At 64.5% G+C, this 24,322-nt stretch carries 22 protein-coding genes and 1 other RNA gene; 5 read left to right on the forward strand and 18 right to left on the reverse strand.

Annotated features, from left to right (window positions below):
- Window positions 1-213: 213 nt before the first annotated feature.
- The gene (gene mobA / locus G522_RS0100345) at window positions 214-858 is read right to left on the reverse strand and encodes a molybdenum cofactor guanylyltransferase MobA (protein ID WP_026789347.1); all 645 of its coding nucleotides are present in this window, start codon (window positions 856-858) and stop codon (window positions 214-216) included.
- 114 nt (window positions 859-972) lie between these two features.
- On the opposite strand from mobA, the gene apbC reads away from it, so the two are divergent.
- Complete coding sequence (gene apbC / locus G522_RS0100350; protein WP_026789348.1) at window positions 973-2,088, forward strand: iron-sulfur cluster carrier protein ApbC; 1,116 nt, start codon at window positions 973-975, stop codon at window positions 2,086-2,088.
- 73 nt (window positions 2,089-2,161) lie between these two features.
- On the opposite strand, the gene G522_RS0100355 is transcribed toward apbC, so the two are convergent.
- Together G522_RS0100355 and G522_RS0100360 are read right to left on the reverse strand one after the other, a co-directional pair.
- A complete protein-coding gene (locus G522_RS0100355; RefSeq protein WP_051227937.1) occupies window positions 2,162-3,112 on the reverse strand; it encodes a DMT family transporter in 951 nt (316 codons plus the stop codon).
- 68 nt (window positions 3,113-3,180) lie between these two features.
- Window positions 3,181-4,173, reverse strand: a complete 993-nt coding sequence (locus G522_RS0100360; protein WP_026789350.1) for an MDR family oxidoreductase — start codon at window positions 4,171-4,173, stop codon at window positions 3,181-3,183.
- 230 nt (window positions 4,174-4,403) lie between these two features.
- Between G522_RS0100360 and G522_RS24880 the strand changes: the two genes are divergently transcribed.
- On the forward strand, window positions 4,404-5,639 hold the full coding sequence (locus G522_RS24880) for a cell wall hydrolase (protein ID WP_245586559.1): 1,236 nt from the start codon (window positions 4,404-4,406) through the stop codon (window positions 5,637-5,639).
- A 157-nt stretch (window positions 5,640-5,796) separates the two neighbouring features.
- Complete coding sequence (gene glyS, locus G522_RS0100370; RefSeq protein WP_026789351.1) at window positions 5,797-7,836, forward strand: glycine--tRNA ligase subunit beta; 2,040 nt, start codon at window positions 5,797-5,799, stop codon at window positions 7,834-7,836.
- Between the two features lie 78 nt (window positions 7,837-7,914).
- Here the strand turns inward: glyS and G522_RS0100375 are convergent, their stop codons facing one another.
- The 5 genes from G522_RS0100375 to G522_RS0100395 all read right to left on the reverse strand — a co-directional run bounded on the left by G522_RS0100375 (window position 7,915) and on the right by G522_RS0100395 (window position 12,611).
- Window positions 7,915-8,685, reverse strand: a complete 771-nt coding sequence (locus G522_RS0100375; RefSeq protein ID WP_026789352.1) for an ABC transporter ATP-binding protein — start codon at window positions 8,683-8,685, stop codon at window positions 7,915-7,917.
- Window positions 8,686-8,708: 23 nt separating this feature from the next.
- Window positions 8,709-9,704, reverse strand: coding sequence for an ABC transporter substrate-binding protein (locus G522_RS0100380; RefSeq protein WP_026789353.1), 996 nt, complete (start codon window positions 9,702-9,704; stop codon window positions 8,709-8,711).
- Between the two features lie 48 nt (window positions 9,705-9,752).
- Window positions 9,753-10,598, reverse strand: a complete 846-nt coding sequence (locus tag G522_RS0100385; protein ID WP_026789354.1) for an ABC transporter permease — start codon at window positions 10,596-10,598, stop codon at window positions 9,753-9,755.
- A 24-nt stretch (window positions 10,599-10,622) separates the two neighbouring features.
- A complete protein-coding gene (locus G522_RS0100390; RefSeq protein WP_026789355.1) occupies window positions 10,623-11,975 on the reverse strand; it encodes an LLM class flavin-dependent oxidoreductase in 1,353 nt (450 codons plus the stop codon).
- 108 nt (window positions 11,976-12,083) lie between these two features.
- Entirely contained in the window at window positions 12,084-12,611 is a 528-nt protein-coding gene (locus G522_RS0100395) for a flavin reductase family protein (RefSeq protein WP_036837492.1), read from the reverse strand.
- A 517-nt stretch (window positions 12,612-13,128) separates the two neighbouring features.
- Between G522_RS0100395 and G522_RS0100400 the strand changes: the two genes are divergently transcribed.
- Entirely contained in the window at window positions 13,129-13,779 is a 651-nt protein-coding gene (locus tag G522_RS0100400) for an HD domain-containing protein (protein WP_026789357.1), read from the forward strand.
- Between the two features lie 9 nt (window positions 13,780-13,788).
- Here G522_RS0100400 and G522_RS0100405 read toward each other — a convergent pair whose 3' ends face one another.
- From G522_RS0100405 to G522_RS0100415, 3 genes are read right to left on the reverse strand one after another with little or no spacing between them, the layout of a single operon-like run.
- Window positions 13,789-14,334: an NUDIX domain-containing protein gene (locus tag G522_RS0100405; RefSeq protein ID WP_036837496.1), complete on the reverse strand. Its 546-nt coding sequence runs from the start codon at window positions 14,332-14,334 to the stop codon at window positions 13,789-13,791.
- 1 nt (window position 14,335) lies between these two features.
- Window positions 14,336-15,019, reverse strand: a complete 684-nt coding sequence (locus tag G522_RS24885) for a LuxR C-terminal-related transcriptional regulator (protein WP_051227943.1) — start codon at window positions 15,017-15,019, stop codon at window positions 14,336-14,338.
- 34 nt (window positions 15,020-15,053) lie between these two features.
- On the reverse strand, window positions 15,054-16,724 hold the full coding sequence (locus G522_RS0100415) for an electron transfer flavoprotein-ubiquinone oxidoreductase (protein ID WP_026789359.1): 1,671 nt from the start codon (window positions 16,722-16,724) through the stop codon (window positions 15,054-15,056).
- Between the two features lie 76 nt (window positions 16,725-16,800).
- On the opposite strand from G522_RS0100415, the gene G522_RS24890 reads away from it, so the two are divergent.
- Window positions 16,801-17,844, forward strand: coding sequence for a uracil-DNA glycosylase (locus G522_RS24890; RefSeq protein WP_342663861.1), 1,044 nt, complete (start codon window positions 16,801-16,803; stop codon window positions 17,842-17,844).
- A 65-nt stretch (window positions 17,845-17,909) separates the two neighbouring features.
- Here G522_RS24890 and G522_RS0100425 read toward each other — a convergent pair whose 3' ends face one another.
- The 7 genes from G522_RS0100425 to G522_RS24900 all read right to left on the reverse strand — a co-directional run bounded on the left by G522_RS0100425 (window position 17,910) and on the right by G522_RS24900 (window position 24,201).
- Window positions 17,910-18,461, reverse strand: a complete 552-nt coding sequence (locus tag G522_RS0100425) for a flavodoxin family protein (RefSeq protein WP_026789360.1) — start codon at window positions 18,459-18,461, stop codon at window positions 17,910-17,912.
- A 277-nt stretch (window positions 18,462-18,738) separates the two neighbouring features.
- Window positions 18,739-19,119: RNase P RNA component class A (gene rnpB, locus G522_RS28770), an RNA gene on the reverse strand.
- Window positions 19,120-19,485: 366 nt separating this feature from the next.
- Window positions 19,486-20,082, reverse strand: coding sequence for a lytic transglycosylase domain-containing protein (locus G522_RS29360; RefSeq protein WP_156886778.1), 597 nt, complete (start codon window positions 20,080-20,082; stop codon window positions 19,486-19,488).
- 149 nt (window positions 20,083-20,231) lie between these two features.
- Window positions 20,232-20,987, reverse strand: coding sequence for a peptidoglycan recognition protein family protein (locus G522_RS0100435; protein WP_026789361.1), 756 nt, complete (start codon window positions 20,985-20,987; stop codon window positions 20,232-20,234).
- A complete protein-coding gene (locus G522_RS0100440) occupies window positions 20,984-21,718 on the reverse strand; it encodes an SDR family NAD(P)-dependent oxidoreductase (RefSeq protein WP_026789362.1) in 735 nt (244 codons plus the stop codon). Before G522_RS0100440 ends, G522_RS0100435 begins: the two co-directional genes overlap by 4 nt.
- A 19-nt stretch (window positions 21,719-21,737) precedes the next feature.
- On the reverse strand, window positions 21,738-23,207 hold the full coding sequence (gene purF / locus G522_RS0100445) for an amidophosphoribosyltransferase (protein ID WP_026789363.1): 1,470 nt from the start codon (window positions 23,205-23,207) through the stop codon (window positions 21,738-21,740).
- A gap of 286 nt (window positions 23,208-23,493) precedes the next feature.
- Window positions 23,494-24,201, reverse strand: a complete 708-nt coding sequence (locus tag G522_RS24900; RefSeq protein WP_036837503.1) for a CvpA family protein — start codon at window positions 24,199-24,201, stop codon at window positions 23,494-23,496.
- Window positions 24,202-24,322: the final 121 nt, after the last annotated feature.

The raw sequence follows: 24,322 nt of genomic DNA on the forward strand, positions 1-24,322 counted from the left end.
CGGCCGATCGGCGGCCCCCTGTTCGTTTTCGGCGCAGCCGTCGGAGGAGTTGGTATCCCTCGTTGGACCGGCTGGCCGTGCGAACCCTTCGGCGAACCGACGCACTGCCTAATCCTTGTGCTGACGCCGATCCGCCCGCATCTTCATCTCATTCCGCGATCGGATGCAACGGGGACATTATTTGGCCGGTCCGGATTCTGCATGCCGGGATGATCACGGACGACCGGCGCCGATCAGAGCGGCGGCTTTATCGAGGTCATCGGGCGTGTTGATGTTGAAGAAGGGATCGACCATTGCCTCTCCGACGGGGATCGGAGCGAAGGCGACGCTTGCCGTCCGTTGGCTCGCGAGGAACGCCCCCACCCGCCGATCCGTTCCACCGGCGAGGAAGGCCGCAAGACGCGGCGCGACTGACAGCGGCCACAGCGTACAGAGCGGCGCCCTCCCCTCGGGCCCCTCGGCAACGACGATGGTATCCGAACCGTCGATGACCGCCGCGAGTCGGTGAGCCAACTCGGCAGGCAGAAACGGCAGATCGACCGGCACCGTCAACAGATGGGTGGGCGGAGGCGACAGGGTCGACGCATGGAGAAGACCGGCAAGAACACCGGCAAGCGGCCCCTCGAAGGTGGGCGCTTCGTCGCGGACCACGCTCAGACCCGGCACCGGCATATCGATATCCGGCGGCAAGTTGACCGCGAGGTCACCGACCTGCGGCGCGAGCGCGGCCATGGCCCGCTCAAGCAATGTCAGGCCGGCCAGCTCGACGAGCGCCTTGGGCGTTCCGCCCATCCGGCTCGAACGTCCCCCGGCAAGAATGAGGCCCGCGCATTTCGTCATGGCAGGAGTGAACGGCATCTCAGAGAACCGAACAAGCCCCAACGAGTCGGCCGCATGATTGCCCTGCCGCAAATTCACTCCCGGTCGCTCGTATTATGGATTAGGTAGAGAAAAAGCCAATCGGAGCACGCCATGCCAAGCCTCAAGGATCAGGTCGCCGCCGCCCTCAGCAAGATCACCATGCCCGGCACCGGCAAGGACATCGTCGCCGCCGGCGCCGTGTCGGACATCTATGAGAAGGATGGCAAGGTGATGCTGTCGATCTCGGTGCCCGCCGACAAGGCCCAGCGATTCGAGCCGATCCGCGCGGCGGCGGAAGCGGCGATCAAATCCATCCCCGGCGTTACCAAGGCGACGGTGGCACTTACCGCCGAGGTAGCTCCGGGCAGTGCGCCCAAGGCGGCACCTGCCGCACATGGTCACAGTCATGCCATGCCGGCGAAGAATGGCATTCCCGGCGTCAAGTCGATCATCGCCGTGGCCTCCGGCAAGGGCGGCGTCGGCAAATCGACGACGGCCGTCAACTTCGCCCTCGCCCTTGCGGCACGCGGCCTCAAGGTCGGCATCCTCGACGCAGACATCTACGGCCCGTCCGTGCCGCGCCTGATGGGCCTGTCCGGCGAGAAGCCGGAGGTGAACGAGGACCGCACGCTGGTGCCGCTCGAGAATTTCGGCCTCAAGGTGATGTCGATCGGGTTCCTCGTCGAGGAAGAGACGCCGATGATCTGGCGGGCGCCGATGGCAGTCTCCGCCCTGACGCAGATGCTGCGCGAAAGCGCCTGGGGCGAGCTCGACGCTCTGGTCGTCGACATGCCGCCCGGTACCGGCGACGTGCAGCTCACCATGGCGCAGCAGGTGCCGCTCACCGGCGCCGTCATCGTCTCGACGCCGCAGGACCTGGCGCTCATGGATGCGCGGCGCGGCGTCGCCATGTTCCAGAAGGTCGAGGTGCCCGTCCTCGGCATCGTCGAGAACATGGCCTACTTCGTCTGCCCCAATTGCGGCACCCATCACGACATCTTCGGCCATGGCGGCGCGGCGCAGGAAGCCCGCCGCATTGGCGTGCCCTTCCTCGGCGAAGTGCCGCTGGAGATGAAGATTCGCGAGACGTCCGACGCCGGCCTGCCGGTGGTGGCCACCGAGCCGAACGGCCCGCACGCGGAGTCTTACCTCGCGATCGCCGGTCGTGTTCTCGACACGCTGGCCGGCAAGCCGGAACGGGCGGCGCCGCGCATCGTCATCGAGTGAGGTCTGCCGGAAATCTCGGCATCGGGGGCGCTTCCGTTGATCGGCGGAAGCGCCCTTTCCTTTTGCTGGGGCGCTAGACGCCGGGCTCGGAGCGGGTCACCAGGTTCTGGTGCCGGACCCGCTCGCGATAGAAGATGTAGATGCCGGAGCCGACGACGACGGCGATGCCGAGTAGCGTCACGATATCAGGCACATCGCCCCAGATGACCCAGCCGAGAAGAATGGCGAAGGGGATGGTGGAATAGCGAAACTGGGCGACCAGCGAGATGTCGCCATGCCGCATGGCGTCGATCGAGAACTGGACGCCGAAGATGCAGCTGAGGCCAGCGACGACGATCAGGCCGAACTGCATCATGGTCATCGGCATCCACACCTCGGTTGCCGACAAAAGACCGCAGGCGACCGTCACCATCACCTGGGTAACCAGCGTCACCACCGCCGAGTTGGTGGCCGGTGCGATGAAGCGCGTCGAGAGTTCGCGGATCGTCACAAGTCCAACAGACGCCAGAGGCAGCAGAGCCCAGCTGTTGAAGCCATCAGGCCCGGGCCGGACGACGATCAGGATGCCCAGGAAGCCCACCGCGACCGACATCCAGCGCCGCCAGCCAACGACCTCACCCAGGACGAAGGCTCCGGCCGCCGTGATAGCAAGAGGCGCTCCTTGCGAGATGGCCGACGCGTTGGCGATTGGTAGGTGCACCAGGCCGGAGAGATAAACGACGGTGGCAAAGCCCTCGCAGATCGAGCGCATCACCACGAACCGCGAGGTTTGCGGCAGCACGCTCGGCAGAAGGCCCATCTTCCAGACCACGACGATCACCACCACCGTCGCGATGAGCGACCGGATGAACAGGATCTCCCCGATCGGCAGATCGTCGGCCACGGCTTTGACAATGGTGTCGTTGACGAGAAAGAACAGGCAACAGAGCAGCATCGCCACGATGCCGCGCAGCGTCTCGCGGAAATCAGTCATGAAATGGGATTTGCCTTCGAAGCGGTCGAACTGACGCGCACTATGCTGCATGGAACGATTCACGGCAAGCGACGAACCTATGCCCGCCTCGCTCCCCTGCCCCTCCCCGGCCGCCAATCCTAATCGCCAATCGCCACTACCGTCCGTCCAGCGACGGCGCCGTCGACGATCCGTCGGCCAGCCTCGATGGCATCCGCGAGCTCGATCACACGCGTCATGGCGGCAAGGCGATGACGATCGACCGTTGCGGCGAGATGGTTCCAGATCGCTTCGCGTCGGGCGGTCGGCACGCGGACGCTGTCGACGCCAATCAGGCTGACGCCGCGCAGAATGAAGGGCGCGACGCTCGTTGGCAGATCCATGCCGGCGGCGTTGCCGCAGGCGATGGCCGCGCCGCCCGGTTTCAGCATCGACAGCACATGCGCCAGAATCGTCGACCCGACCATGTCGAAGGCGGCAGCCCAGCGCTCGCGGGCCAGCGGCTTTGCCGGCCCGGCAAACAGGTCGCGGCCGATCACCTCGGCGGCGCCCAGCTGCCGCAAGCGGTCGGCCTCTTCCGGCCGCCCGGTGACCGCCGTGACGCTCCACCCCTCACGGGCGAGCAGCATCACCGCCATCGAGCCGACGCCGCCGGCGGCACCGGTCACCACGACCGAACCATCGGCCGGGGTCACGCCATGGCGCTTCAACCTGTCGAGCCCTTCGGCCACGGTGACGCCGGCCGTGCCGAGCGCCATCGCTTCCATCGGCGACAGCGTCGCGGGGCGGTGCACCAGCCAATCGCCTGATACCCGCATCCGCTGGCTCCAGGCACCGAGATGGGTTTCGCCGACACCCCAGCCGGTCAGAATCACCTCGTCGCCGGCCCGCCAGCGGGGATCTTGAGACGCAATCACGCTGGCGGCGGCGTCGACGCCCGGCACCATCGGCCAGCGACGCACCACCGGCAGGCGACCGGTCACCGCCAGTCCATCCTTGTAGTTCACCGCCGAGGCGCGGACGGCGAGGGTGACCTCACCCTCCATGAGATCCGAGTTGGAAAGACGGGTGAGTTGCGCGCGGGTCTTTCCGTCTTGGTCTTGCTCGAGCAGCACCGCGGCGAAGTCCGTCATCGTCTCTCCTTCCGTCTCTTGTCCTAACCCGTTTACCACGATGATCTATCTGCCAGCACCTTCATATTGCTGGCAGATCGGCGTTTTTCGCGGAAAACGGCCAAGCAAGGCCTTCGTGGCAACCGGTATTAACGGCTTTTCAAGGTTAATCGGGCAGCCTCCGGAGAGGGAGCAGTTTTGTTTCCGTCATCGTTCGTCTCAGTCCTGTTCCCGCCGGAGATCGTCAGTCCATGCGTCGCGTTCCTCGTACGAGAGTCCGGCCCGGACACGGGCGCGTCGGATTCGCCGCCGCTGGCGCGTTATTCGTCGCCGTGGTCGCCTTCCCCACCTCCATCGCCTATCAGGATATCGCCAGTCTGGTGGTCGATTCGATCAACCCGGCAACACGTTGGGCGGTGACGCTCGGTGTCGGCCCGGGCGGCGAAAGCAAGGTGGTCGCGCCACGCCTTGGTGACGTCAAGGAGTCGTCGGCCCGCCTCGAAATGAACGGCGGCTCGATCGTCATCGAAGGCACAGGCGACGTCATCACCGGCGCGGTGGGCGGCTCGGCCGCCGTGCCCGACGAGGAGCGCATCGACCGCAGCTGGAAGGGCGACCTGCCGATGACGGTCACGACGCCCCCCACCGAGCGCGGATTTTCCGCCGGTTCCCTCACCTTCAACGACACCAGCCGTCTGACGCCACCCGCCGTACTGCCGACCATGACCTTCGAAGCGTCGGCGGCCCCCCTTTCGATGCTGGCCGTGTCGCGCTTCATCAGCCCCAAGCCGGCGACCGAGGTGGCAGATCTCGCGCCAATTCCCCTGCCCCAGCGCAAACCCGACCGGACCGAGCTTGTCGCCACGAGCTATCCGTCGCGCGCTTACGCCCCGGCCGAGACCGGCGCCGCCGCGTCGGCGCTGCTAGCCGCCTATGCGCCCGACAGCTCGGTGGTCAGCCAGGACATGTTCGCGCCGCTGTTCGCCATGCCCGGCGACAAGCCGGCGCCGCCGGCGCCGGTGGTGCATCCCGGCGATCATTGGTGGGCGGCCAATCCGCTGCCGGCCAGCGTTTGGGACGACAGTGAGCAGAAGTGCCTTGCCGAAGCGATCTACTTCGAGGCGCGTTCGGAGCCGCGCAAGGGCCAGATCGCCGTGGCGCAGGTGGTTCTCAACCGGGTCAAGAACCCGGCCTATCCCGACAGCATCTGCAAGGTCGTCTACCAGAACCGCGAGAAATACAACGAGTGTCAGTTCTCGTTCGCCTGCGACGGCCGGCGCCACATCGTCTTCGACAAGGCGTCGTGGCGGGTCGCCAAACAGGTTGCCGGCGAGGTGACGAGCGGCGCCGCCTGGCTCGACGAGATCGGGACGGCGACCCATTATCACGCTATCTATGTGCGGCCGAACTGGGCGAGCGTGTTTACCAAGAAGGCCAGGATCGGCATGCACGTCTTCTACCAGACCATCAACGGCGGCTGGAGCTGAGCGGCAAACACCTGAAGGGTGAGTTTTCCGCCCCGATCCCTCGTGGTCTTCCGTCTTCTTGCTCGTCTATTCGGGGATGACATTTTTCCCCGAACCGACTAATCAGACGCAGCATTGCAAGACGACCGGCACGAGGCCGGGAGACCCGAGGACCACCATGCCCGATCTTCTCATCGAACTCTTCTCCGAAGAGATCCCCGCCCGCATGCAGGCGAAGGCCGCCGACGATCTCAAGGGTCTGGTGACGAACGGTCTGGTGGAAGCCGGCCTCACCTATGAAAGCGCCGGCGCCTTTGCAACGCCGCGCCGCCTGGCGCTCACCATTCACGGCCTCAACACCCGCTCGCCCGACATTCGCGAAGAGAAGAAGGGCCCGCGTACCGACGCGCCGGCCGGCGCCATCCAGGGCTTCCTGCGCGGCGCCGGGCTCGACGACATCGCCAAGGCGCGCGTCGTCTCCGATCCGAAGAAGGGCGACTTCTACGTCGCCGATCTCGTCAAACCCGGCCGCGCCGCCGAAGCGATCATCGCCGACCTCATCCCCTCGATCATCCGCAGCTTCCCCTGGCCGAAGTCGCAGCGCTGGGGCACGGGCACGCTGCGCTGGGTTCGGCCGCTGCATTCCATCGTCTGCACCTTCGGTCCGGAAACCGAGGAGCCTGTCGTCATCGATTTCGAGGTGGATGGCATCCGCTCGGGCAACGTCACCTACGGCCATCGTTTCCTGGCGCCCGAGGCGATCAAGGTGCGACGCTTCGCCGACTACATCGAGAAGCTCGAAAAGGCCAAGGTGGTGCTCGATCCGGCCCGCCGCCGCGACATCATCCTGCATGACGCGCGAGACCTCGCCTTTGCTGCCGGCCTGGAGCTGGTCGAAGACGAAGGGCTGCTCAACGAAGTGACCGGTCTCGTCGAATGGCCTGTCGTGCTGATGGGCACCTTCGATGCCGCATTCCTGGACGTGCCCGACGAGGTGATCCGCGCCACCATTCGCGCCAATCAGAAGTGTTTCGTGCTGAAGGACCCTAGGAGCGGGCGCCTCGCCAACCGCTTCATCCTGACGTCCAACATGGCGGCGACCGATGGCGGCGCCACCATCATCGCCGGCAACGAGCGCGTTATCCGCGCCCGCCTGTCAGACGCCAAGTTCTTCTGGGACGGCGATCTCGCCATCCCGCTTGAGACACTGGTGCCGAAGCTTGAGGGCATCACCTTCCACGAGAAGCTCGGCAGCCAGGGCGACCGAGTGCGCCGCATCGTGGTGCTGGCCCGCGAGATCGCGCCGCTGGTCGGCGCCGACGCCGACAAGGCGGCCCGCGCTGCCCTGCTCGCCAAGGCGGACCTGCTCAGTGGCGTCGTCGGCGAGTTCCCCGAAGTGCAGGGACTGATGGGCCGCTATTATGCGGCGCATGCCGGCGAGGACCCGGCCGTGGCCGCCGCCATCGAAGAGCATTGGAAGCCGCAGGGTCCGTCCGACCGCGTGCCGACGGCGCCGGTCTCCATCGCCGTGGCGCTCGCCGACAAGCTCGACACGCTGGTCGGCTTCTGGGCGATCGACGAAAAGCCGACGGGCAGCAAGGATCCCTTCGCGCTGCGCCGGGCGGCGCTGGGTGTGATCCGCATCATTCTCGACAATGGCGTCCGCCTGCCGCTCAACGCCTATGCGAGCAAGACGCCCGACCTTCTCAACTTCTTCGCCGACCGCCTGAAGGTGCAGCTCCGCGAGCAGGGTAACCGCTTCGATCTGGTCGATGCCGTGTTCGCCCTCGGCGGCCAGGATGATCTCCTCTTGATCGTCAAGCGCGTCGAGGCGCTGGGCGCCCTGCTCGCCACCGACGATGGCAAGAACCTCTTGGCCGGTTACAAGCGTGCCGCCAACATCCTGAAGGCCGAGGAGAAGAAGGGCACGGCTGTCGCGGCCTCCGTCGACTCCGGCCTGTTCAAGGAAGCCGAGGAGAAGGCGCTCGCCGCCGCCGTGACGGCGGCCGCCAAGGCCGCTCATGAGGCCGTCGTGGCTGAAGACTTCGAAGGCGCCATGAAGGCGCTCGCTACCCTGCGCGCGCCGGTCGACGCCTTCTTCGAGAAGGTGCTGGTCAACGATGCCGACGAGAAGGTGCGGGCCAATCGTCTCGCTCTTCTAACGGTGCTGCGCGACGCCTGCCATCAGGTGGCGGACTTCTCGAAGATCGAAGGCTAAGCCCTCGTTATTTCTAATAATGAAAGCCGTTCGCCTGATGTTGGCGGACGGCTTTTTTGTTTCAACTCGGACGCCGCCTCAATGCAGGCCGAACTCCGCCAGCAGCTCCTCGCGGAGCGCGACGAAATCGGCGCTGCTGCGCTCGCGCGGACGGGGAAGGTTGACGTCGATGAGGCGGGGCGGCTGGCTCTTGATCTTCGGCAGGACCAGCACGCGGTCGGCGAGGTAGATCGCCTCTTCGAGGTCGTGGGTGACGAGGATCATCGTCACCTTTTCTTCGCGCCAGATGCGGGAGAGTTCCTGCTGCATGGCGATCTTGGTCATGGCGTCGAGCGCGCCGAGCGGTTCGTCCAGCAGCAGGATTTCCGGCTTGACCGTCAGCGCCCGGGCGATGCCGACCCGCTGGGCCATGCCGCCGGACAGCTGGCGCGGATAGGCGTCGGCGAAATCGCCGAGGCCGACGAGCTCGATATAATGCCGCGCCTCCGCCCTCGCCCTGGCCTTCGACCAGCCGCGTATGTCCAGGCCGAAGGTGACGTTTTCCAGCACGGTGAGCCAGGGCAAGAGGCGTGGCTCCTGGAAGATCACCGCCCGCTCCGCCCCGACGCCGGCCACCGGACGGCCGTCGATGTCCACCTCGCCGGCATCGGCCTGTTCGAGGCCGGCGAGGATGCGCAGAAGCGTCGTCTTGCCCGAACCACTGGCGCCGACGATGACGAGACACTCGCCGGAGCGGATGTCGAGATTCAGGCCCCTCAGAACATCGAGACGCCGGTCGTTGAGCGTGAAGGCCTTGGAGAGACGGCGGATCGACACCTCGCCGCGCAGGGCGGCTTGCGTTGCGGACATGACGGACGCTCCTTTGCCAGTCGTTACTTGGCAGCAGTCTTGATCTTGGGATTGAACAGGATGTCCTCGACCTTCAGCTTGCCCTTGGCGATCTTGCCGCCGCGCTCCAGCGTGTCGATCCAGAAGGTGAGGTCATGCGGCTCGGTCGCTGCGCCGGCGCGCAGGCCAAAGCCCTGCCAATACTGGGCGATGTCGGGGTTTTCTCCGCGTGCCTTCAGGATGTCGGCCAGCGTGGCGCGGGCTTCGTCCGGATGCGCGTTGGCCCAGTCGGAGGCCTTGGCGGCGCCGGCAACGAAGGCGGCGGCGGTGTCAGGATGGGCGGCGATGAAGTCGCGGCGCAGCACGATGAAGCCGCCGGCGATGTCGCCGAGCACCTCCTGGTCGGTGAAGATGCCGCGCACGCCGCCGGTTTTCAGCAGCGCGCCGCCGAAGGTCTGCTGCCAGTAGCCGATGGCTGCCACGTCCACCTGCCTGGAGCGCAGCGTCTGTTCGAGCTGCGGACCGGGCACGGTGACCAAATTGGCCGAGGTCTCCGGCAGGCCCGCCTTGTGGAAGGCCTCGCGCACCGTGTAGTCGAGGTGGGCGCCGAGCGTGTTGATGGCGATGGTCTTGCCGGCGAGATCCTTGATGTCGTGGATCGGGCTGTCGTTGAGCACGTAGAAGGTGCTCTTCACCGTGGCATTGACGCCATTGGAGGGATAGGCGGCGACGAAATCGTTGCCGCTGGCGATGGAGTTCAGCACGGCCGGCGTTGCGGCGCTGCCGAGGTCCACGCTGCCCGAGGCCAGCGCGAACAGCGACTCCGGACCGCCCTTGGCGTAGCCGACGCGATCGAGCTTGATGCCGGCATCCTTGTAGTAACCGAGATAGTCGGCCAGCTCATGCGGCGCGATGCCGCCCTGGCTGGCGAGATAGCGAATGGTCACCTCCTCTGCCTGGGCAGTCAGCGTGGAGGCGCCGAAGGTGAGGCCGCCGGCAAGGACGAGCGGCAGGCCGACGTGACGGAAGATGGCGGTCATTGTGGTTTCCTTGATTGAGATCTTAAGGGGCGGCGATTTTCCGACGTCTCACGCAGCGGCGTTCCAGCGGCACAACCGTCGTTGCAAACCGAGGATGGCGTAGTTGGTGGCGAGACCCAGCAGGGCCAACAGCACGATCGAGGCGAACATCAGGGGGAGCTGGAAATTGTATTGGGCGTTCATCACCTGAAAGCCGACGCCGTGGTTGGCGCCGATCATCTCGGCGGCGATGAGCATCAGCAGCGCCGTGGTGGCCGACAGGCGCAGGCCGACGAAGATCTGCGGCACCGCGCCCGGCAGCACCACGCGGCGGAAGATAGTCAGCCGGCGGGCGCCGTAGACGCGCGCCATCTCGATCAGCTTGCCGTCCACCTCCTTCACCCCGCCGATGGTGGCGAGCAGGATTGGAAACAGCGAGGCCCAGAAGATGACGAAAACCTTGGACGTCTCGCCGAGGCCGAGAAGCAGGATGAACACGGGATAGAGCGCCAGCGCCGACGTCTGGCGGAACAGCTGCAGCAGCGGGTCGATCAGCTTCTCAGCCGTTGGCAGCTGACCCATGACGAGGCCGAGCGGGATGCCCAGCGCCGTTGCCGCGCCGAAGGCAACGCCGGCGCGCGTCAGGCTGATGCCAAGATCTTCCTTGAGCGGTCCGCTGACCAGCCCGTCTCTCAGCGCCGCGATGACGTTGCTGAGCGGCGGGATCACAGCCGAGTTCAGAAAGCCGAGACGGCCGCCGTACTCCCAGAGCAAGGCAAAGGCGATCAGTACGCCGAAGCGGGTGGCGAGATCGCCGACGAGCTGGAGCGCCTTGCGGCCGAAGGCGCCGGTATTGGCCGGCCGGGCGCCGTCCGCGCCCAGAGCCAGCGACGAGTTCACGTCCTGAATGGTCATGGTCAGTCCCTCCTCGTGCCCACGTCACTCTGCCGCGACGGCCGCCCTTCGAGCGGCGGTCCAGCGGTCGACCGCATAGGGCAGACCGAGATTCTGGCGCAGAGTTTTGCCTTCGTAGGCGGTGCGGAACAGGCCGCGCCGCTGCAGCTCCGGGATCACCAGATCGACGAAATCGTCGAGGGCGGTGGGCAGCCAGGGCGGCAGGATATTGAAGCCGTCCGCGGCTTCGTTCTCGAACCAGGCCTGCAGCTGATCGGCGATGTCGGCGGGCGTGCCGACGATGGTGTAATGGCCGCGCGCCGTGGCGACCCACTGATAGAGCTGACGGATCGTGAAATTGTGCTCGTCGGCGATCTGCCGCAGCAGCGCCTGCCGGCTCTTCATACCCTCGGTCTGCGGCACCGGCGGCAGCGGACCGTCGAGATTGAAGCCCTTGAGATCGAGCGTACCACCGGTCAGTCCGTTGAGCAGGCCGACGCCGTCTTCCTCAAGGATCAGGCTGGTGAGGCGGTCATATTTTTCCTGTGCCTCTTCCCGCGTGCGGCCGACGAAGGGCGCCACGCCCGGCATGACGAGCACATGATCGGGGTTGCGCCCCTTGGCGGCGGCGCGGCGCTTGATGTCGCGGTAGAACTCCTGCGCCGTATCGATTGACTGATGGGCGGTGAAGATCACCTCCGCCGTCTCGGCGGCGAGATCGCGCCCTGCTTCCGACTGGCCGGCCTGGACGATCACCGGATGGCCCTGCGGCGAGCGCGCCACGTTAAGCGGCCCGCGCACCTTGAAATGGGCACCGACATGGTTGGTCTCATGCAGCTTGTCGCGGTCGTAAAAGACGCCGCTGTCGCGGTCGCGCACGAAGGCGTCGTCCTCGAAGCTGTCCCAGAGCTTCTTCACCACCTCCACATGCTCCGAGGCGCGCTCATATCTCGTCGCATGCGGCAGTTGGACATCGAGATTGAAATTCTGCGCCGTGGCGTCGCCGGTGGTGGTCACCACGTTCCAGCCGGCGCGGCCGCCGCTGATCAGGTCGAGCGAGGCGAACTTGCGTGCCGTTGTGTAGGGCTCCTCATAGGTGGTCGATGAGGTAGCGATGAAGCCGAGATGCGTCGTCACCTGGCTCAAGGCGGCAAACAGCGTCACCGGCTCGAAGCCCGCCGCCTTGGCATTGCCGCCTTCGCGCGATCCGGTGAAGCCGATCGACAGGCCGTCGGCCAGGAAATAGGCGTCGAACAGCCCGCGCTCGGCTGTGCGGGCCAGCTCCTTGTGGAACTCGAGATTGAGCGCGCTGTCGAGCGGCTGATCGGGATGGCGCCAGGCGGCAATATGCTGGCCGCCGCCGGGAAGAAAGGCACCGAGACGGATCTTGCGAGTCATGGGGAATGTCCTTTCAGGCTGGAACGCTAGGCAATCGAGGCAAAGGAACAGGGATCGGCGCCGCGTCGGCGGCCCGGTGGAAAACGCATTCGGACTTGGGTCGTCGGATCAGGCCGCCGCAGACGCGGCAAAGCCGCCGTAACCGCCGTTGGCATAGAGAAGACAGGCGCCGCCCGAGCCAAGCACGGCGCGCACCCGGCCGAACACCAGCGCGTGGCTATGCCGCTCGATCACCTCCTCCACCTCGCAGTCGATGCCGGCGAGGCTGTCCACCAGCAGCGGCGCCCCGGTTTCCAGCGTCGTCCAGCCGGCGCCGGCATAGCGCTCCGGCCCCTTGAGGCCGCCGCGCCCGGCGAAGCGGTCGGCGATCGCCTGCTGGTCCAAGGCGAGGATGTTGACGGCGAAATGACCGAAGTCGCGCACCACAGGCCAGGTCGACGAAGAGAGGTTGAGGCTTACCACCATGGTCGGCGGCTCCATGGAGAAGGAATGGGCCGACGTCACCGTCGCGCCACTACGCCGATCGCCCGCCCCGGCGGTGATCACCGACACGCCCCCGGCGAGGCTGCGCATCGCCCGCTTCAACGCGGACGGGTCGATATGGGCAGGCGGGACGGGATGGCTCGCGACATTCATGACGGGTGTCTCTCCGGATCGTTGCAGGCGCTTGATCTGGAGATGATGATAAAGGCATATAGTATATAATCTAAGTATATTAATCGAAACTGCGCGCCGGTACGGAACGATCTTTCTGGCCTTCAGGCGGGATGCAACGCGTATTTTCCCTGATAGGCTTTCCACCTATTGCCAGCCCGACGGGACACCAGCGTCAGCGATGCGGTTGCAGGCATAATGGTGAGCGGTCGAGGTGGTCGGTGCCACCTCGCTCTTCTGACGGTTCCACGCAACGCCTGCCAGCAGGCGGCAGACGTCTCGAAGATCGAAGGCTAGCCCTCGTTAATTCTGACAGTAAAACGCCGTTCGTTCATCATGGCGAACGACTTTTTTTGTTCGGTCACGGAACCAACGTCAACCTGAAATCGTTACGATTTCGGATCTGCTTTTTTTGCGCGTGTATTGTACAAAAAAGCTTGGCATATACGACTTTCGGCGTATGCTAATCCCAATGTCTATTGTTAACGGATGAGCGCTGTTGACCTTTTCGCTGTTCTCTCCGCATGATCGCCTCGCCTCCCTTCTCCTGCCCCATTCCGGCGCCTGCGTCTGCAGCACCGACGGAAGCCACGATTTTTCCCACCTGTTACGGGTGTGGAAAAACGCGACCATCATTTCCGACAATGAGGGCGGCGATACCGAGATCTTGTTGGCAGCCGTGCTGTTGCATGATTGCGTGACCGTCGAGAAGAATTCGCCGGACCGTCCCCGTGCGTCCAGGCTGTCGGCGCAAAAAGCGCGCAGCATTCTCGACGATATCGGCTGGGATGCCGAGCGACGGGAGAAGGTGGCGCATGCCATCGAGGCACACAGTTTCTCGGCCGGCATTGAACCGGTCACGCTGGAAGCCCGTATTCTGCAGGACGCCGACCGCCTCGACGCCATCGGCATGATCGGCGCGGCGCGCTGCTTCTACGTCGCCGGGCGGCTCAACAACCATCTTTATGACGCCGGCGATCCCTCAGCCGAAGAGCGGCCGCTCAACGACAGCCGCTTCGCGCTCGATCACTTCATGACCAAGCTGTTCAAGCTGTGTGATGGCTTCAAGACAGCGACCGGCCGGCGGCTTGCCGCCGAGCGTCATGCCCGCCTGCAACGTTTCTACGACGACCTGCTCGAAGAAATCTGAGCGGTAGCGTTACAGCAGGCCCTTCAAACGGATCAGCCCTAGCGCTGCGACCGTTGTCGCGTCGCGGATGGTGCCGCTGGCAATCATCGCCTCCACCTCGGCGAGCGGAAAGGCGCGCGAGATGAGATCGGCTTCCTCGGCTTCGAGGGACGTCGTGCCCTGCTCCAGTTCTTCCGCCAAGAAGATGTGATAGCACTGCGACGAATAGCCATAGGCGAGAAAAAGGTCGCCGACGCGCGTCATCTTGCCGGCGACGATGCCGGTCTCCTCGGAGAGTTCGGCGCGGGCCACTTCTTCGGGCGGCACGTCCGGCCGCGTTTCCCAGGAGCCTTGCGGCAGTTCCCAGTAGCGGCCGGCGACCGGGTAGCGATACTGCTCGACGAGATGGATGAGGCCGCGTGTTCGATCGACGGCGGCGATGGCGACGAAGTCCGGCTTCTCCACCACCCCGTAAATGCCACGCGAACCGTCCGGCCGCTCGATGGCGTCCTCGCGGACGCGCATCCAGCGGTTCTCATAGACGACATGACTGTCGATAGCGCGGATATCCGCCACCCTAGATCAGTCCGTGCTCGGCCATCCAGGCGGAGGTGATGGCAGCCTGGCTGCGCGACGTGATCTTCAGCGTCTCCAGGATCTTGCCGACATGCGCCTTGACGGTCGCTTCGGAAATGCCGAGCTGGTAGGCGATCTGCTTGTTGAGGAGACCGTCACCAAGCAGCTGGAAGACCTTGAGCTGCTGCGGCGACAGTTCGGCGACGAGAGCCGATCGCTCCAGCACCGCCTGCGACACTGCCGAATTGTCGGCGCCGACCTCGATGATGGTGCCGCCGTCAAGAACGGCTTCGATGGCCGCCGCCAGCATGTCCTCGGACGACCGCTTGCCGATGAAGGCGCGGCAGCCGAGATCGAGGCAGCCCTGCGCCAGTTCCTCGCCGGAATTGGAGGAATAGACGGCCACGAAGGCTTTCGGCGCCAGCGAGCGAATATGCTTGATGGTGTCGAGGCCACGCATGCCCGGCATGACCAGATCGGTGATGACCAGCGTATTGTCGCCGGTATCGAGAACTGCATCGGCCAGCTCATCGTAGCTGGTCGCGAGAATCGGCTGCCGGAAACCGAAGCGCTTTTTCAGGATGCGCACAACCGCCGACTGAATAATGGGGTGGTCCTCGGCAACAATCGCCGTCCAATTCTGGCCGACATCAGCCGACTGCGCATCTTCTAACCGCTCGCTCATTAATCCCACCCTACCCGCTAGAACGAAGTGACCATTACATATTTGGATAATTGGGTCCTCCCGCTCCCTCCGGGACCGCCCAATCGATGTTTTGGTTAGGGTCCTTGATATCACAAGTTTTGCAGTGAACACAGTTTGGGGCATTAATTACATAACGCGGACCGGTAGTTGGCTCGTTTATCCACTCGTAGACGCCAGCCGGGCAGTAGCGGGCCGACGGGCCGGCGAACACATCGAGCTCCGAAAGCTTCTGCAAGTCCGGGTCGAGTAGTTTCAAATGGACCGGTTGGTTCTCTTCATGGGCGGTTCCCGACAGAAAAACCGACGACAGCCTGTCAAACGTCAGCTTGCCATCCGGCTTCGGATAGGCGATCGGCGTGAAGCGCGCGGCCGGCTCCAGACAGTCGGCGTCGGTCTTGCCGTGCCGGAGCGTGCCGAAGGGGGAGGCGCCGAACAGCGTCTCCAGCCACATGTCGAGGCCGCCGAGCGCGATGCCCAAGAGCGTGCCGAACCGCGACCATAGCGGCTTGACGTTGCGAACCCGCTTCAGATCCCTTCCGATGGCCGATCCACGCCAGTTGACGTCATAGGGCGTCAACTCATCGCCCGCCCTGCCGGCGGCGATCGCCTCGACAGCCGCATCGGCGGCCAGGATTCCCGAGTGCACCGCGTTATGACTGCCCTTGATGCGCGGCACGTTCATGAATCCGGCCGAACAGCCGATCAGCGCGCCACCGGGGAAGACGAGCTTGGGAACCGACTGCCAGCCGCCCTCGGTCAGCGCCCGCGCTCCGTAGGCGATGCGCTTGCCCCCCTCAAAGGTGCTGCGGATGAGAGGATGCGTCTTGAAACGCTGGAATTCCTCGAAGGGGGAAAGATAGGGGTTGGCGTAGTTGAGGTGCACGACGAAGCCGACGGCCACCTGATTGTTTTCAAGATGGTAGAGGAAGGAGCCGCCGCCGGTGCTGCCGACCAGCGGCCAGCCGAAGGAATGCTGTACCAAGCCGGGCTTGGCCTTGTCTGGCGCAACTTCCCACAGCTCCTTGATGCCGATGCCGAACTTCTGCGGCTCACGCCCTTCGTCGAGCCGATAGCGGGCGATCAGCGTCTTGGTGAGCGAGCCGCGCGCGCCCTCGGCGAACAGCGTGTACTTGGCCAGAAGCGCCATGCCGCGCTGGTAGTTGGGACCGGGCGTGCCGTCTTTCTTGACTCCCATGTCGCCGGTGGCGACGCCGATCACCCTGTCGTTCTCGTCGTAGAGCACCTCGGCCGCCGCAAAGCCCGGATAGATCTCGACGCCCAGCGCTTCGGCCTTCTGGGCCAGCCAGCGGCAGACGTTGCCCAGCGACACGGCATAGGCGCCGTGATTGCTCATCAACGGCGGCATCAGAAAGTTGGGAAGGCGGACGCCGAATTTCTCGAACAGGAAGAAGAACCGATCATCGCTGACCGGCGTCTTGAATGGATTGTCCGGATCATCGCGCCAATCGGGCAGCAGAGCCGAGATGCCCGAGGTGTCGACCACGGCGCCGGAGAGGATGTGAGCGCCGACTTCAGAGCCCTTTTCGAGCACCAGCACGGAAATGTCCTGGCCGCTTACGGCTGCCTGCTGCTTTATCCGGATGGCAGCGGCAAGGCCGGCCGGACCGGCGCCAACGATCACCACGTCAAATTCCATGGATTCGCGCTCGGGTAGCTCGGTCATGAATATCTCTCTTTCGGGCAGATGATCGCCGACGAAGCGTGCATCATCCGCACCAATGTTTCCAGGCAAAGCTTGGGTGAAAACACGGATCTCTGCACCGCCGCCCTTCAACCACGATCCGGAGATGCGATCAAACGCTTTCGGGTCGCCCGTTGAGCTCGGCTGTGGCGTTTCCTCGGAGATCATCCTGTTCTATAGAAGGGCCATGCCGTCCGATCCGACCTTCCCTTCCCCCGGCCTCGACGCCGCCGCTGCCCTCTTGGAGTGGTACGCGGCGATGGGCGTCGACGTGACGCTGGCCGACGCGCCGTTCGATCGGTTCAAGGAGAGTGCCAAGGCCAAGGTGGCGGCGGAAAGCCAGGCGGCCCGGCGACAATCGGCACCGCCGTCAGCCCCTCGTGGCCCGGCGCCTCCGGTTGATCTCCCCGCGCAAGGAACGCCGGTCCGTCCGGCCGCCGTTGTGGGACAGACGGCCCAGGTGCCGACCGAAGCCACGGTGATGCAGGCGCGCGCCGCCGCTCAATCGGCCAAGACACTCGACGAGCTCAAGGAGCTGATCCAGGCCTTCGATGGTTGCAACCTGAAGCTTACCGCCAAGAACACAGTGTTCGCCGACGGCAATCCCGCCTCCAAGCTGATGCTGGTCGGCGAAGCTCCGGGTCGGGATGAGGACATTGAGGGCCGCCCTTTCGTCGGCCGCTCCGGCCAATTGCTCGATCGGATGCTGAGCGCCATCGGCTACAGCCGCAGCCATAACGCCTATATCGCCAATGTCATCTACTGGCGCCCACCGGGCAACCGCGACCCCTCGGATGTGGAGATCGCCCTCTGCCGTCCATTCATTCTACGTCAGATCGAGCTGATCAATCCCGAGCTGATTGTCTTCCTGGGTGCCCAGCCGGCCAAGGCATTGCTGGGTGGCGACGCGGTGAAGCAGGGCATCAACAAGCTGCGCGGCCGCTGGTGCGAGTTGGAGATCGGGACCAAGCGCTTCAAGGCACTGCCGACCTTCCACCCGGCCTATCTGCTCAGGACGCCGATCAAGAAGCGCGAGGCGTGGCGCGACTTCCTGACAGCCAAAGTGTTTCTCGAGAACGGCGGCATGTTGCCGCCAACCTGAGAAGTTATGGAATAGGCGGCGGCCTGGTTGGGCCACCGCCTTTCGACTGTCAGACTTCGCGCAGATCAGTGCAGCTTGTTGGCCACCGAGGCGACGCGGGCACCGTAGGACCGGGCCGTTTCGAGATCGCCGGCCGGGACTTCGTTGGCACCTGCGTCGGACGGCGTCGAAACCAGGAGACCGACGGAACCGCCGAGGTTGTTGACGTCGTCACGGGTCGACGCCTTGGTATTGGCCGGCAGCAGGCCGAGGCTGACCCAGATGCCACCGTGCTGCGAGGCCAGCGTCTGCAGGCCGATCAGCGTCACCTGCTTGTCACCGTTGAGGCTGGCGGAATTGGTGAAACCACCAAACACCTTGTCCTGCCACTTGCGGCTGAACCACGCCTTGGACGAGGCATCGGCGAATTTTTTGAACTGCCAGCTCGAATTGCCCATGTAGGTCGGCGTGCCGAAGATGATCGCATCGGCGGCATCCAGCTTGGCCCAGTCCGCTTCGCTGACATTGCCCTCGGCATCGATCGGAATGAGTTCGGCGCCAGCGCCGGCAGCGACTTCCTTGGCAACGACTTCCGTGTGGCCATACCCTGAATGATAGACGATTGCGACCTTAGCCATTTGAGACCTATTCCTTTTCGGGGCGATGCCCGCCTTCGACGAGCGCCGTGATGCGGCGCATAACTGATGGCAATCCGGACAATCGCGATGCGGTCGTTCGCAAGCGAACGTCCCTCGTGAAAAATGCTTAATCCGAATTGCTAGCATAGGAATAGGTGCGCGACGACGTCGCTTCAAGAAAAGCCATTCCGCCGCACGGTCAACATACTGTCAATCACGAGTGAACAGATGCGGGCACGTGAACCTCGCCCTTGGGAAGATGGGTGAGGCGGGGAGAAAAGCCAGTCGGTCTGTAAGCCGGGTTCTGTGAGCGGTTTCCCGCCCGACGACCATTCATCTGGGGCGGCCGTTGCCGGACGCCTCGTGCAACCAACCCGGACGACTGACCCGGAAACGGGCTGGGCTTGCACCCACGTCATCCCTATTCGGTCTTGCTCCCGGTGGGGTTTGCCATGCCGGTCCCGTTGCCGGTCCCGCGGTGGTCTCTTACACCACCTTTTCACCCTTACCCCGGCGCACCGGGGCGGTTCGATCTCTGTGGCACTTTCCCTGAGGTCGCCCTCGCCGGGCGTTACCCGGCACCGTGTTTCCGTGGAGCCCGGACTTTCCTCCCGGACGGGCTTTCGCCCCTTGTCCGCGCGGTCGTCCAACCGACTGGCGGGGAGCCGTGTGGCATGCCCCCGCCGGAAGGTCAAGGTTAGCTTTTATTCTGCCTCAATCGCCGGCGGGCCTCCGGCCCTTGTGCTTCCGCTTCGCTTCCGTCTTTCGGGAGGCTGCGCACCCGAAAGACTCGCTTCGCGCGGCGCCGCTTGGCGCCGGAAGCCGCGAAGTGCGGCTTCAGTTTTATTTGGCCTCAGTCGCCGGCGCGCCTCCGGCACTTGGCTTTTGCTTCGCGCGGCGCCGCTTGGCGCCGGAAGTCGCCAAAGGCGACTTCAGTTTTATTTGGCCTCAGCCGCCGGCGCGCCTCCGGCGCTTGGCTTCCGCTGCGCGCGGCGCCGCTTGGCGCCGGCCGCCAGAGGCGGCTCTAGAGTGACGCGACGTAAGTGGTGACTTCGGAGCAATAGGCGCGAGACGTCCGGTTCATGCGTGTTGCACCATGGCCGGCATTGTAGCGAAGAATGGTGCCGCAGGTGTCGCCACCGGCCAGCTTGTAGGCTCCTGCCAGGTAGGCCATGCCCCATTTGAGATTGGTCTCGACGTCGTAGAGACCAGATGCCGTGCCGGTATAGCCAAGCGCGCGAGCGGTCTGTGGCTTGATCTGCATGAGGCCGATTTCGCCGTGGCGGCCGCGCGCCTTGGGATTGAAGCGGCTCTCATGGCGGATGACCGCCTCCGCCAGTTCGGCCGGCAGGCCCGCCGCCTTGGCGTGAGCGGCAATGCGATCGCGAAGGGGAGCCCCAGGCCCTGCCTTTGGGGCAGATGTATCGAATTTCTCGGCTGTAACAGTATTCTGCTTGCCCTTCACACCGAACAGCAGCTCATAAATGTTATCGGGCTTTTCATCGTCGGCAACAGCCGGCGCCTCGGCCTTGGGGGAACGAGCGGTGTCAGCAAGAGCCGGCATAGCGAAGGTACCGGCAACAAGCAGCGTGGCGGTGGCAAACGTCTTGATGAGTGTCATGCGGTCTTGGTTCCATTGCCTCCCAGCGATGGGGCAAGGAACTGACCGACGAATCGGGCCATGCGGGGCCGTCAATGTGGCGCATGCCAGCCATGCGGCCGCGAAATCGTCCCGATCTTCGCCGCATTGATCGCGCAGCCGGCTAGGGATCAGGCGGCTCTGGACGCGTCAAAAGCCGCCGCGACGCGACCCAAAGTGTCCAGGGTAGACGCGTCGACGCGACCGTCGATACAAGACGGCCGCCAGTGGCGCTGAAAGGCACGGACAATCGTCTCGGTTCGGTCGTCGAAAATGCCGGAGAGCGGCGCATCAAAACCGATGTCGCTTAAAATCTTCTGAAATTCCAGTATCTTGCCTCCCTCATCGCCTCGCGCGAATACCGTCTCATGATCAAGGGGGGCTGGCGGCACCCAAAGGCCGATGCCGAAGGCGGCGCACCATTCCCAGGGGAACAGTTCGCCGGGATCCTCCTTGCGGTCCGGTGCGATATCGGAGTGGGCGACCACCTGATGTGGCGGGACGAAATGGCGCGCAAAGATCGAACGGCACAGCCCGATCACCGCCTCAATCTGGCGGTCCGGAAATGGACGATATCCGAACTCATGGCCGGGATTGGCGATCTCGATGCCGATGGACCGCGAGTTGATATCGGTGACGCCCCGCCAGAAGGAACGCCCTGCGTGCCAGGCGCGGCGGCTTTCATCGACCAGTTGGAAGATGCGACCATCCTCGAACACGACATAATGGCTCGACACCTGCGAGCGCGGGTCGCAAAGCCAGTCGCGGGCGCCCTCTTCCGAGCGCATGCCGGTATAATGCAGGACCAGATGATCGATAGCGCTACCCGGCGGCCGTTGGCCCGCATTGGGAGACGACCAGGTGCGACCGATATCGTGAGGACTCATTGTGGTGGCTGCAGCTTCTTCCACGAGAGCGTCGGAAAGTCGTAAAGCGCGCCGCTCCGCCCGTCGGTCGCCTCAAGAATCGAGACGATGTGCGGTGCGAGGTCGGCAGGGGTTGCGAGCGTCTCCGGGTCCTCGCCGGGCATGGCCTGGGCGCGCATGCGCGTCCTGAGCGGTCCGGGGTTGAGGAGATTGACGGCGATGCCGAAGTTTTTGACTTCCTCGGCATAGGCCATGACGAGCGCGTTGAGAGCGGCCTTGGAGGCGGCGTAGAGTCCCCAGAACGGTGCGCCCTTCCAGGCGGCAGCCGAGGAGAGGAACAGGCAGCGGCCGGCTTGCGACTGGCGCAGCAGCGGATCGAGCGAGCGGATTAGCCGGTAATTGGCGGTGACGTTGATGGCGAAGGTCTGATCCCACTTCTTGGGATCGATATGGCCCACCGGCGCCAAGCCGCCGCCCAGAAGGCCGGCATTGCCGAGGAGCGCGTCGACGCGACCAAACCGCTGGTTCAGCGCCGCGCCAAGCTCATCGACGCGAGCAGGATCGGCAAGATCGAGCGGTACCAGCGAGGCAGAGCCACCGGCGTCGCGAATGGCGTCGTCGAGCTCCTCAAGGCCGCCTTGCGTACGGGCGACGGCCACCACGTGCCAGCCGGCGCGGCCGAGCGCCAGCGCCGCTTCATAACCGATGCCGCGCGAGGCGCCGGTCACGACCACGATGCGTTTATCGGTCACCCTCGTTCCTCCCGGGCGATCAGCCGGCGTCGGCCAGAAGCGAAAGCTGCCGCACCGGGCCGGAGCCGGCGGCGTCGGTCAGCGAAGTCGGATATTCGCCGGTGAAGCAGGCATCGCAATACTGCGGATGCTCGTTATCGCGAGCCGTGGAACCGACGGCCCGGTAGAGACCGTCGATCGACAGGAAGCCAAGGCTGTCCACCTGGATATAGCGGGTCATCTCCTCGATCGACATGCGCGAGGCCAGGAGCTTACCCTTCTCAGGCGTGTCGACGCCGTAGAAGCAGGAGTCGGTGGTCGGCGGCGAGGCGATGCGCATATGCACCTCGGCGGCGCCGGCCTCGCGCATCATCTGCACGATCTTCAGCGAGGTGGTGCCACGCACGATGCTGTCGTCCACCAGCACGATGCGCTTGCCTTCGATCACCGTGCGGTTGGCATTATGCTTCAGCTTCACGCCCATGTGGCGGATGGTGTCGGTCGGCGAGATGAAGGTGCGACCGACATAGTGATTGCGGATGATGCCGAAATCGAAGGGAATTCCCGACGCCTCGGCGAAACCGATGGCAGCCGGCGTGCCGCTGTCAGGCACGGGAATCACCACGTCGGCGACGGCCGGTGTTTCGCGGGCGAGCTCGGCGCCGATGCGCTTTCTCACCTGATAGACCGACGTGCCGCCATAGACCGAATCCGGCCGGGCGAAATAGACATGCTCGAAGATGCAGAAGCGAGACGGCCGCCGCTCGAATGGGCGGAGGCTCTCGATACCGCGCTCGGTGATCACCACCATTTCGCCGGGTTCGATCTCGCGCACGAAATGGGCGCCGATGATGTCGAGGGCGCAGGTCTCGGACGCCAGGATGGCCGCGCCATCGAGGTCGCCGAGGATCAGCGGCCGGAAGCCGTAGGGATCGCGGCAACCGATCATCTTCTCCTGGCTCATGCAGACGATGGAATAGGCACCCTCCACTGCACGGAGCGCATCGACCAGCTTATCGACCATCGCCGCCTTCTGGCTGGTGGCGACGAGATGAAGGATCGTCTCGGTATCGGAGGTCGACTGGAAGATGGCGCCCCGGCGCTGAAGGTCGCGCTGGATCGTCATGGCATTGGTCAGGTTGCCGTTATGGGCAAGCGCAAAGCCCCCCACCGACAGCTCGGCGTAAAGCGGCTGAACATTGCGAAGGCCGGAACCGCCGGTGGTGGAATAGCGTGTATGGCCGATCGCCCGATCACCTGTCAGACGGCCAAGAACCTTGGCCTTGGTGAAGTTATCACCGACGAGGCCGATATGCCGCTCGGTGTAGAACTCCTTGCCATCGAAGGTGGTGATACCGGCCGCTTCCTGGCCGCGATGCTGCAAAGCATGCAAGCCCAGCGCGGCGAGTGCCGAAGCGTTTTCCACGCCGAAGACGCCGAAGACGCCACATTCCTCGTGGAAACGATCGTCATCATCGGCAGCGAACGGGTCTAGGGTGAAATCGTCCATGGTTGGCCTACCCACTTTCGAGATTTCATCTGATCCCGGCTGATTGCCTCGCAAGGCCGGGGATGCCGGAAGTCCGCGGCGCTAGACCGGACCTTCCAAAATGGAAACCGCAAGACCCGACCCGAACAGCCGGATTTCGCTTCGGCGGCGCACAAGTTTCGTCCAACACAAGAGGTCGCCCATAAGCCGTCGCGCAGGCAGGCATATAATGCATTCGGCGCTGTCTTCAAAACATCAAATGCGCCGGACGGATCCGACGCATTCGCATATCGCCTTCAAAGACCGCTCACGGCTTGGGCGTGGTGGTCGATTGGATGAGCTGGTCGAGCCCATTCTGCTCGCCCTGCTTATAGGCACCATCACCGGGCGCCGTGGTATTGCCTGGCGCCGCGCCGCTGGGCGGGGGGGTATCGCTGGGCGCGGCGTCGTCGGCCGGCGGCTGGCTTTCATCGGGCACCGGCGCGCCATCCTCGAGGCTCGGATTGCGGAACTGGTCGAGGATCTGCTTCTCCGGATCCTCGGGCAACGCCGCCATCAGCTTGGCGCCAAGCGCATTGAGCAGCGGCCGCGACTTGGCCTGGGACACCCAGGCCGGCTGCGACGCCTGGTCATGAATGAACCAGTTGAAAAACAGCATGCCGACAACGACCAGAAGAAGGCCGCGGGCCGCGCCGAAGACAAAACCCAACGTACGATCGAGCGGGCCGATGCGGCTGTCGAGCACATAGTCGGAGATGCGCATGGTGATGAAGCTGACGATGATCAGCGTCACAATAAAAATGCCGCCGGCCGATGCCACCAGCGCCAGTTGCTTCTGCGAGATATGTGGCTGAACGAAGGGCAGAACTTTATCGTAAAGCAGGAAGGCGGCCACCGCGGCGGCAACCCAGGCGGCGATCGACAGCACCTCCCGCACGAAGCCACGGATCATGGCGAGCAACGCCGAGATCAGCATGACCACAATGAGGATCCCGTCGAGTAACGTAATCGACATCTCTGCCCCTTTGGCGCCGGAAGCCCCGGCCCTGATTCCTTCACGCCGATACCGAATTAACGGTAACGGCCCGAACTCGCAAATTCAATCAACGGAGGGCTGCGACTCCTACCGCCCTTTC

The sequence above is a fragment of the Pleomorphomonas oryzae DSM 16300 genome (genome assembly GCF_000422965.1).
GTDB lineage: Bacteria > Pseudomonadota > Alphaproteobacteria > Rhizobiales > Pleomorphomonadaceae > Pleomorphomonas > Pleomorphomonas oryzae.